Origin of the sequence: Streptomyces viridiviolaceus (assembly GCF_014650995.1) — a bacterium.
Lineage (GTDB): Bacteria > Actinomycetota > Actinomycetes > Streptomycetales > Streptomycetaceae > Streptomyces > Streptomyces viridiviolaceus.
Window position 1 is genome coordinate 128469 of record NZ_BMWA01000026.1, and the last position, 9620, is coordinate 138088.

Annotated in this window: 7 protein-coding genes; 4 read left to right on the top strand and 3 right to left on the bottom strand. The window is 71.8% G+C overall.

Going from position 1 to position 9620, the window contains the following annotated elements; all coding sequences use genetic code 11:
- The first annotated feature begins 3 nt into the window (after positions 1 to 3).
- Both IE260_RS31730 and IE260_RS31735 read left to right on the top strand, forming a co-directional pair.
- Positions 4 to 813, top strand: a complete 810-nt coding sequence (locus tag IE260_RS31730; RefSeq protein ID WP_189878154.1) for a M15 family metallopeptidase — start codon at positions 4 to 6, stop codon at positions 811 to 813.
- Positions 814 to 860: 47 nt separating this feature from the next.
- Entirely contained in the window at positions 861 to 1397 is a 537-nt protein-coding gene (locus tag IE260_RS31735; protein WP_189878156.1) for an NUDIX domain-containing protein, read from the top strand.
- Here the strand turns inward: IE260_RS31735 and IE260_RS31740 are convergent.
- A complete protein-coding gene (locus IE260_RS31740) occupies positions 1388 to 3766 on the bottom strand; it encodes a glycoside hydrolase family 31 protein (protein WP_189878158.1) in 2379 nt (792 codons plus the stop codon). The genes IE260_RS31735 and IE260_RS31740 overlap by 10 nt on opposite strands.
- 213 nt (positions 3767 to 3979) lie before the next feature.
- Between IE260_RS31740 and IE260_RS31745 the strand changes: the two genes are divergently transcribed.
- Entirely contained in the window at positions 3980 to 5947 is a 1968-nt protein-coding gene (locus tag IE260_RS31745) for an acetoacetate--CoA ligase (protein WP_189878160.1), read from the top strand.
- A 121-nt stretch (positions 5948 to 6068) separates the two neighbouring features.
- A complete protein-coding gene (locus tag IE260_RS31750; protein WP_189878162.1) occupies positions 6069 to 6956 on the top strand; it encodes a DUF8829 domain-containing protein in 888 nt (295 codons plus the stop codon).
- 67 nt (positions 6957 to 7023) lie between these two features.
- On the opposite strand, the gene ptsP is transcribed toward IE260_RS31750, so the two are convergent.
- On the bottom strand, positions 7024 to 8694 hold the full coding sequence (gene ptsP, locus IE260_RS31755) for a phosphoenolpyruvate--protein phosphotransferase (RefSeq protein ID WP_189878164.1): 1671 nt from the start codon (positions 8692 to 8694) through the stop codon (positions 7024 to 7026).
- A gap of 78 nt (positions 8695 to 8772) precedes the next feature.
- Entirely contained in the window at positions 8773 to 9222 is a 450-nt protein-coding gene (locus IE260_RS31760) for a PTS sugar transporter subunit IIA (protein WP_189878166.1), read from the bottom strand.
- Positions 9223 to 9620: the final 398 nt, after the last annotated feature.

The window sequence follows — 9620 nt, forward strand, 5'->3', positions numbered from 1 at the left end:
GACATGACACGAATCTCCACCGCGGTACGCGGACTGGTCACCACCCTCGCCGCCCTCCTCGCCGTGACCGCCGCCCCCGCCACCGCCCAGGCGAGGACAGAGCCCAAGGCCCCTGAGGACTTCGTCTCCCTGAGAAGCGTCGACCCGACGATCCTCCAGGAGATGCGCTACGTCACCCCGCACAACTTCGTCGGCGAGCCCGTCGACGGCTACCGGCAGCCCCTGTGCATCCTCACCCGCCCCGCCGCCGAAGCCCTCCACAAGGCCCAACTCCGGCTGCTGCGCCAGGGCTACTCCCTGAAGGTGTACGACTGCTACCGGCCCCAGCGCGCCGTCGACCACTTCGTCCGCTGGGCGAAGGACCTCGACGACCAGGAGATGAAGGCCGAGTTCTACCCGAACGTCGACAAGACCCGGCTGTTCGCCGACGGTTACATCGCGGAGAAGTCCGGCCACAGCCGCGGCTCGACCGTCGACCTCACGATCGTGCGGCTCCCGGCCGAGCCCACCCGGCCGTACCACCCCGGGCAACCCCTGGTCCCCTGCTTCGCGCCCCAGGACGAGCGCTTCCCCGACAACTCCGTCGACATGGGAACCGGCTACGACTGCTTCGACACCCTCTCGCACACCCTCGACCCCCGCATCCAGGGCGCACAGCGCGCCAACCGGCTGCTGCTCAAGAACACCCTCGAGGACGTCGGCCTCGTGAACCTCCCCGAGGAGTGGTGGCACTACACGTACAAGCCCGAGCCCTACCCGGACACCTACTTCGACTTCCCGGTGTCCGCCAAGTCGCTCGCCGGCCGTCACTGAACCGCCTGCCGGAGCCGCTCCCTCCACGATCGGATACAGTCCGCCGCGTGTCCGAAACTCAAACCTCCGTTCCCGACTCCGCACCGGACTCCCACTGTTCGAGCTGCGGAACGCCCTACGGAGAGGGCGTCTCCGGCTGGCCCCGCACCTGCCCGGCATGCGGCGCCGCCGCCTACCGCAACCCGCTCCCCGTCGCGGTCGCCCTCCAGCCCGTGTACGACACGCAGGGCACCGCCCTGGTCGTCATCACCCGGACCGTGGCCCCCGCGCGCGGGGGCACCGCACTGCCCGGCGGCTACATCGACGACCGTGAGGACTGGCGGCAGGCCGTCGTCCGCGAGCTCAAGGAGGAGACGGGCATCGACGCGGCGAGCCGCGACGTACGACTCGCCGACGCGATGAGCTCACCCGACGGACACCTGCTGCTCTTCGGGCTCCTCCCCGAGCGCCCGGCCGCCGGCCTCCCACCGTCCACCGCCACGGACGAGACCGAGGGCTGGCACCTCCTGCGACGGGCGGAAGAGCTCGCCTTCCCCCTCCACACCCTTGCCGTACGAGCCTGGTTCGAGGGCCGCTACATCTGAGCCGGACCCCCCCGGAGCCCGCGGACCCGGACAGGACGCGACGACTCGGCCGGACCGCCCTCGCCGTCCCGCTCCACCACCACCCGCGGGCCCTCCCAGCGTGCGACGTACCGCTCGATCTCCGGCTCCTCCCAGCCGTCGCCCGCGTCCGGCACCACCAGCCCGCCCCCGGTCCGTCCCCGGGCGGGCGCCCACACCTCCAGCTCCAGCCCACCGTCCTCCCCACGCACCGGAACGACGGCCCCCGCACGCGCGAACACGGGGATGCGGCCCAGCGGGGCCTCGACGAGCACCTGCCCCGGCCCCTCGTACGCCCGCTCGGTCGCCGTGTCGTACCAGCGGCCCCGCGGCAGCTGCACGGCACGCCGTTGCGCGCCCGGATCGAGCACCGGCGCCACCAGCAGGCAGTCACCCAGCAGAAAAGCGTCCTCACAGTCCCGAAGCGCCCGGTCCTCCGGCGTCGACCACCACAGCGGGCGCACGTACGGCGCACCCGTCCGCCGGGCCAGGTGCGCCAACGTCACGAAGTACGGCAGCAGCCGCCGGCGCTCGACGAGCGCCACGCGCGCGTGCTCCAGCACCGGTGCACCGAACTCCCAGGGCTCCCTGCGCCCCGCCCGCAGACTCGCGTGCGTACGGAACAACGGCAGATACGCGGCCAACTGGAACCACCGAAGGAACAGCTCCGGCGACGGACTCCCGTCGAAGCCGCCCACGTCCGGCCCCGAATACGGCACCCCGCACAGCCCGAGTCCCACGACCAGCGCCAGCGACGCCCGCAGACCGGGCCAGCCCGTCGCCACGTCCCCCGACCACGTGCCGCCGTAGCGCTGCATCCCGGCCCACCCGGAGCGCGAGAACACGAACGGCCGTTCCTCGGGCACCAGCCTGCGCAGCCCCTCGTAACCCGCCCTGGCCATGCCCAACGCGTACACGTTGTGCGCCTCCCGGTGGTCACCGCCCCGCCCGTCCAGACAGTGCCGGGCCGAACGCGGCAGCGTCGTCTCCCCGAACGCGGCGAACGACGTGGGCTCGTTCAGGTCGTGCCAGAAACCCGCGAACCCCTGCCCGAGCCGCTCCTCGTACAGCCCGCCCCACCACTCCCGCACGCACGGATCCGTGAAGTCCGGGAAGACCGTCTCGCCCGGCCACGCCACGCCCCGCACCACCTGCCCCGACGCGTCCCGCACGAACGCGTCCCGGGCCGTCCCGTCGTCGTACACCGCGTTGCCGGGCACGGCGTGCACCGCGGGATCGACGATCGAGACCAGCCGGATCCCGTCCCGCCGCAGCTCCTCGGCGAGGACGGGCAGCTTGGGGAACCGGTCCTGGTCGACGGTGAACACCTGATGGGCGTCGTAGTGGTCGATGTCCAGGTGCACGGCGTCCAGCGGCAGATCCCGCTCCTGGTAGCCGGCCACGATCCGCCGGACCTCCTGCTCACCGCCGAACCCCCACCGCGCGTGCTGGTGACCCAGCGCCCACGCCGGCGGCAGCGCCGCAGGCCCGGTGAGCGACGCCCAGGCCAGCAGCACGCGCGCGGGAGTACCCACCATCACCCAGCAACGCAGCGGACCGCCGTCCATCCGCAGCACACTCGTCCCCGGCCGGTCGTGTCCGGAACCCGCGCCCTCCTCGCCCTCCCGCAGCGTCACCGTGCCGTCCCACGACGAGTCGTGGAACAGCAGGTGCGTGCCGGCGTCGGCCACCACCAGCTGCACCGGCATCGTGATGTACAGCGGATCGTCCCCGGGGCCGAAGGCCAGACCGGGGTCGGTGTTCCACAGCCGGTACGTGCCGTCCCGCAGCCGGGGGCCCGAGGCACGCCCCCCGAGCCCGAAGAAGCGCGCCTCCGCCGCCACCTCCGACCGCACCGCCCAGCGCGCCGGGCCGCCGTCGACCGGCTCCCACCACCGGGGCGGATGGTCACGGCGCAGGACCACCCCGCCGGGGGTGCGTACCTCGATCGCACCGTGCCGCGAGACGGCCACCGTCACCCGCTCGGCCACCACCCGCCAGCCGCCGTCCTTGTCCGGCTCCAGCGCCGCCCGCGGATCCGGCTCCGGACAGCGGCCCGCCAGCGCGTACGACGGCTCCGGACCGGCCCCGTCCCAGCCCCAGAACGCGGCCCCGTTCACAGTGACGACGATCCGCAGCTCCGAGCGTCCGAACCGGACCACACCGCCCCCGGGCCCCGGCTCGACCTCCTGCACGACCCCCGGCACCCGCGCCCGCTCCGCACCCCGCGGCGGCAGCCCCACGGCATCGGCACGCCGCCTGCGCCACGCCGCCCGTACGGTACGCCACCCCTGGGCCGCCCCCGCCGAACCGACCGCCTTCACCGAACGCACCAGGTCACGACCGTCCATGCTGCTCACCCTGCCATCGAACACTCCACATGAGGGTGTCGTTCAACTGCCGTTCACCCGTGATGGGGCCACATCCTCAGGACACCGACTATGTGGGGCGCACCCTGGTGCAGAAGTCGATCACATGGCATCGTCCGTGTCAGCCGCGTCACGCGCACACCCCAGCCCGTGCGCGCAGGACGCACACGACGCGCACAGTCCGGGAGCCGCCCCATGTCGACCGTGAACCCCCAGCCGCTCTGGCAGCCGGATCCGGAACGCATCGCCCGAGCACGGATCACCAGGTTCCAGACCTGGGCAGCCGAGCACCACGGCGCCCCCGCCGAAGGCGGTTACGCTGCCCTGCACCGCTGGTCCGTCGATGAGCTGGACACCTTCTGGAAAGCCGTCACCGAGTGGTTCGACGTCCGGTTCTCCAGCCCCTACGCGCGCGTACTGGGCGACCGCTCCATGCCCGGCGCGCAGTGGTTCCCCGGAGCCACCCTGAACTACGCCGAGCACGCCCTGCGCGCCGCGGCCACCCGCGCGGACGAACCCGCCCTCCTGCACGTCGACGAGACCCACGAACCCCACCCCGTCACGTGGGCGGAACTGCGCCGCCAGGTCGGCTCCCTCGCCGCCGAACTGCGCGCCCTCGGCGTCCGCCCCGGCGACCGCGTCAGCGGATACCTCCCGAACATCCCGCAGGCCGTCGTCGCCCTCCTCGCCACCGCCTCCGTGGGCGGCGTCTGGACCTCCTGCGCCCCCGACTTCGGCGCCCGCAGCGTCCTGGACCGCTTCCAGCAGGTCGAACCCGTCGTCCTGTTCACCGTCGACGGCTACCGCTACGGCGGCAAGGAACACGACCGCCGCGACACCGTCGCCGAACTGCGCCGCGAACTGCCCACCCTGCGCGCCGTGGTCCACATCCCGCTCCTCGGCACCGCGGCACCCGAGGGCGCACTGGAGTGGGAGACGCTGACGGGCGCGGACACGGACCCCGTCTTCGAGCAGGTCCCCTTCGACCACCCCCTGTGGGTGCTCTACTCCTCCGGCACCACCGGCCTGCCCAAGGCCATCGTCCAGTCGCAGGGCGGCATCCTGGTCGAACACCTCAAACAGCTCGGCCTGCACTGCGACCTCGGCCCCGAGGACCGCTTCTTCTGGTACACGTCCACGGGCTGGATGATGTGGAACTTCCTCGTCTCCGGCCTCCTCACCGGCACCACGATCGTCCTCTACGACGGCAGCCCCGGATACCCGGACACCGGCGCCCAGTGGCGCGTCGCCGAACGCACCGGCGCCACCCTCTTCGGCACCTCCGCCGCCTACGTCATGGCCTGCCGCAAGGCCGAGGTGCACCCGGGCCGCGACCACGACCTCTCCCGTGTCGCGTGCGTCGCCACCACCGGATCACCCCTGCCCCCCGACGGCTTCCGCTGGCTGCACGACGAGGTCCGCGCCGACCTGTGGATCGCCTCCGTCAGCGGCGGCACCGACGTGTGCTCCTGCTTCGCGGGAGCCGTACCCACCCTCCCCGTGCACATCGGCGAGCTCCAGGCTCCCGGCCTCGGCACCGACCTGCAGTCCTGGGACCCCGACGGCAACCCCCTGACCGACGAGGTGGGCGAGCTCGTCGTCACCAACCCCATGCCCTCGATGCCGATCCGCTTCTGGAACGACCCCGACGGCAGCCGCTACCACGACAGCTACTTCGACACCTACCCCGGCGTGTGGCGGCACGGCGACTGGATCACCCTCACCTCGCGCGGCTCGGTCGTCATCCACGGCCGCTCCGACTCCACCCTCAACCGGCAGGGCGTCCGCATGGGCTCGGCCGACATCTACGAGGCCGTCGAGCGCCTCCCCGAGATCAGGGAATCCCTCGTCATCGGCATCGAACAGCCCGACGGCGGCTACTGGATGCCCCTGTTCGTGCACCTCGTCCCCGGAGCCACCCTGGACGAGACCCTCCTGACCCGCATCAAGCAGACCATCCGGGAGCAGCTCTCCCCGCGGCACGTCCCGGACGAGATCATCCAGGTACCGGGCATCCCCCACACCCTCACCGGCAAGCGCATCGAGGTCCCGGTCAAACGCCTCCTCCAGGGCACCCCCCTGGAAAAGGCCGTCAACCCCGGATCCATCGACAACCTCGACCTGCTGCACTTCTACGAGGACCTCGCCCGCAAACGCGCCTGACCAGGCACCCGGCGAGCCTGCCGCCCACCACGGCGGCCGGCTCGCCACCCGCCCCCGACGCCGTTGTCAGTGCTCCCGATTACTGTGAGTGAGCATTGATCGACTGCGCACAGGGGGAAACATGGCGCACACCGACCAGACCATGCGACGCGTCCTGCGCCGCGAAATCGCCGGAACCATCGGCCTGCTCACCGACGAGCACGACTTCCGCGCCATGCGGCGCTACCGCAGCTTCACCTTCCACGACCACACGACCTACCTCCGCCAGGTGGAAGCCCTGCTCAGGACCCGCGCCTCGCAGGGCACCCACACCACGGTCGCCCTCTTCGACCCGGAGGAATACGCCGAGTTCTGCACCCACACGGGACTCGACCCCGACGCCCCCTCCAGCCGCACCCGGTTCACCGCCGAACTCGCGGCCACCGGACCCACCGTGCCCTACGAGGGCCAGCCCCTCGCCGACCTCCTCCCGACCCTCATCGACGAAGCCGTCCGCCAGGCCACGTGGGAGTACGCGTCCACGCTGCTGGCCCGCCTCGGCACCTGCGCCACCTGCGGCGAGGACCTCGGCCGAGCCGCCTTCATCCGCGCCTCGCACCTGCTCCTGCGCATCCTCGAAACGGCCCCACCGGGCAACCGGCACCTGGTCTGCAGCGTCTCGGGCCCGCCGGAAACCCTTCTCTCCGTCCTCCACGCCGACGAGGACACCGACGGCGCCACGCGACTGGACGAGGCAGAGGGCCTGGAGTTCACCAGCGTCCTGGCCCTGGGCCTGGCCACCCACACCCCCGGCGGGCTCGTCATGCGCACCGCCACGCCCGGCGCCCCCGACCGCGTCTACGGCTGGCGGCTGCGCGGATACGGCCTCGAACCCCTCACCGCCGGAGAAGTCTTCGACGCCTACTGCACCGACATCGAATCCGGCGACCTCATCTCCCCGGAATCCAACGTCGACTACTGCGAGCCGCCCGACCTCGCCGACGACCCGACGCCGGGGCACCACCACTGAACACGCGAGGGGCGCCCCACCCGCGGGTGGAGCGCCCCTAAGCGCCGGCAGCGGCCGCGCCCGGACCCTACTCGCCGGACAGCACCGCCTGAGCCGCGTTGCGCGCCTCCTCGGCGCTGTCCGCGGCCCGGGCAGCGGCGGCTGCCCGCTCGCACTGCGCCAGCGTGAACTTCGCCAGCGTCGCCCGGACGTACGGCAGCGACGCCGCACCCATGGACAGGGAGGTGACACCCAGACCGGTCAGCACACACGCCAGCAGCGGGTCGGACGCGGCCTCACCGCAGACACCGCAGCTCTTGCCCTCGGCCTTAGCCGCCTCGGCGGCCAGCGCGACCAGGTCGAGCAGCGCGGGCTGCCACGGGTCCTGCAGCCGGGACACCGCACCCACCTGACGGTCGGCGGCGAAGGTGTACTGCGCGAGGTCGTTGGTGCCCAGCGACAGGAACTCGACCTCCTGCAGAATCGACCGCGCCCGCAGCGCCGCCGACGGAATCTCCACCATCGCGCCGAACTTCGCCCGCAGCCCGGCCTCACGGCACGCGTCCGCGAACGCCTTGGCGTCCGCCCGGTCCGCCACCATCGGGGCCATGACCTCGAGATGGACGGGCAGTCCCTCCGCGGCCTTCGCCAGTGCCGTCAGCTGCGTGCGCAGCACCTCGGGGTGGTCCAGCAGCGTCCGCAGGCCGCGCACGCCCAGCGCCGGGTTCGGCTCGTCGGCCGGGGTGAGGAAGTCCAGCGGCTTGTCCGCGCCCGCGTCCAGCACCCGCACGACCACACGGCCCTCGGGGAACGCCTCCAGCACCTGCCGGTAGGCCGCGACCTGCTTCTCCTCGGACGGCGCGTTCTTGCTGTCGTCGAGGAAGAGGAACTCGGTACGGAACAGACCGACGCCCTCCGCCCCGGCCTCCACCGCCGCCGGCACGTCCGCGGGACCACCGACGTTCGCCAGCAACGGCACCTTGTGCCCGTCGGAGGTCGCTCCGGGACCCGTCGAGGCGGCCAGCGCGGCCTTGCGCTCGGCGGCCTCGGCAGTCAGCCGCGCCTTCTTCTCCTCGCCCGGGTTCACGAAGATCTCGCCGGTGCTGCCGTCCACGGCGATCACCGTGCCCTCGGACAGCTCACAGGCCCCGGGCAGCGCCACCACGGCCGGCACGCCGAGCGCACGCGCCAGAATCGCGCTGTGACTGGTCGGCCCGCCCTCCTCGGTCACGAACCCGAGCACCAGCGTCGGGTCCAGCAGCGCCGTGTCCGCGGGCGCCAGGTCGCGCGCGATCAGGACGTACGGCTCGTCGCTGTCCGGCACACCGGGCATCGGCACCCCGAGCAACCGGGCGACGATACGGTTCCGCACATCGTCGAGGTCGGCCACACGGCCGGCCAGGTACTCACCGGCACCGGCCAGCAGGGCGCGGTAGGCCGCGAAGGCGTCGTACACCGCACGCTCGGCGGTGCTGCCGACCGCGATGCGCCGCTCCACGTCCGCCATCAGCTCGGGGTCCTGGGCCATCATGGCCTGAGCCTCGAGCACCGCCTGGGCTTCGCCCCCCGCAAGATTGCCGCGCGCCATCAGGTCGGCCGCCACAGCTTCCACAGCCTTGCGGGCGCGCCCCTGCTCACGCCCCGCGTCCTCCGCCGGGATCTGCTTGGCAGGCGGCTCGAGAACCGCCGTCCCCATGTGCCGGACCTCGCCGATCGCCACACCGTGGCTGACACCGACGCCTCGCAGCGTTGTCTCCATCTCACCCGTCCCCGATAGTGCGGCGGGCCCCGCCGCCGCGATGGTTGTCCTGCCAGCCGTCACACGACGGCACCGACGTCACTTCCAGAGAAAGAGGTTCTCGCCGGCCTTCACTTCGCCGTCCTCGCGGAGATCGGAGAGCGACTCCGCCGTCGCCTCCAGCGCGACGACCGGGCACACCGGCGACTTGCCCGCGGCCTCGACGTCGGCAGGGTTCCAGCGCACGATCCCCTGACCGCGGACGACCGTGTCGCCCTTGTTCACCAGCAGCTCGAAGCCCTCGCCGTTGAGCTGCACGGTGTCGATGCCGAGATGGGTCAGCACGCCGTGCCCACTGTCGTCGACCACGACGAAGGCATGCGGATGCAGGGAGACGATGACCCCGTCCACGGGCGAGACCGCCTCGGAAGGCTCACGCGTCGGGTCGATGGCGGTGCCCGGGCCGACCATGGCCCCGGAGAAGACCGGATCGGGCACTGCGGCCAGTCCGATGGCGCGTCCTGCCAGCGGGGACGTCACGGTGGTCATGGGAAGCCTCCCAGGGGTGGAGATTCAGATGGGCCGTCACTGCCTGTCCCGGACGGCACGCTGTGCAGCAGCGTATGTCATAGGAAGTACCGGTTCCGCAGGATCTTACCGGATAGAGGTCTAGACCACAGTCCCGACAGATTTGCACCTGTTCGGCGACTGCGTGTACAGTCGTGAGTCCTGTCGGAGGCGGGGTGACGCGAAGCAAGCGTCCACGCCACGGCAACAACCCAACCTCGCAGATCCTATCTCTGGATCATCTTCTGCATGTCCGCAGGAGGGTGGTCAGAGAGACCGGAAAAGCCTGGTAGTGTTGGAAACACCGAAGGGAAGCGCCCGGAGGAAAGCCCGAGAGGGTGAGTACAAAGGAAGCGTCCGTTCCTTGAGAACTCAACAGC

Excerpts from the sequence above, each read along its gene's own strand:
- IE260_RS31730 (WP_189878154.1), top strand. The coding sequence starts at position 4 with ATGACACGAATCTCCACCGCGGTACGCGGACTGGTCACCACCCTCGCC.
- IE260_RS31740 (WP_189878158.1), bottom strand. The coding sequence starts at position 3,766 with ATGGACGGTCGTGACCTGGTGCGTTCGGTGAAGGCGGTCGGTTCGGCG.
- IE260_RS31745 (WP_189878160.1), top strand. The coding sequence starts at position 3,980 with ATGTCGACCGTGAACCCCCAGCCGCTCTGGCAGCCGGATCCGGAACGC.
- IE260_RS31750 (WP_189878162.1), top strand. The coding sequence starts at position 6,069 with ATGGCGCACACCGACCAGACCATGCGACGCGTCCTGCGCCGCGAAATC.
- ptsP (WP_189878164.1), bottom strand. The coding sequence starts at position 8,694 with ATGGAGACAACGCTGCGAGGCGTCGGTGTCAGCCACGGTGTGGCGATC.
- IE260_RS31760 (WP_189878166.1), bottom strand. The coding sequence starts at position 9,222 with ATGACCACCGTGACGTCCCCGCTGGCAGGACGCGCCATCGGACTGGCC.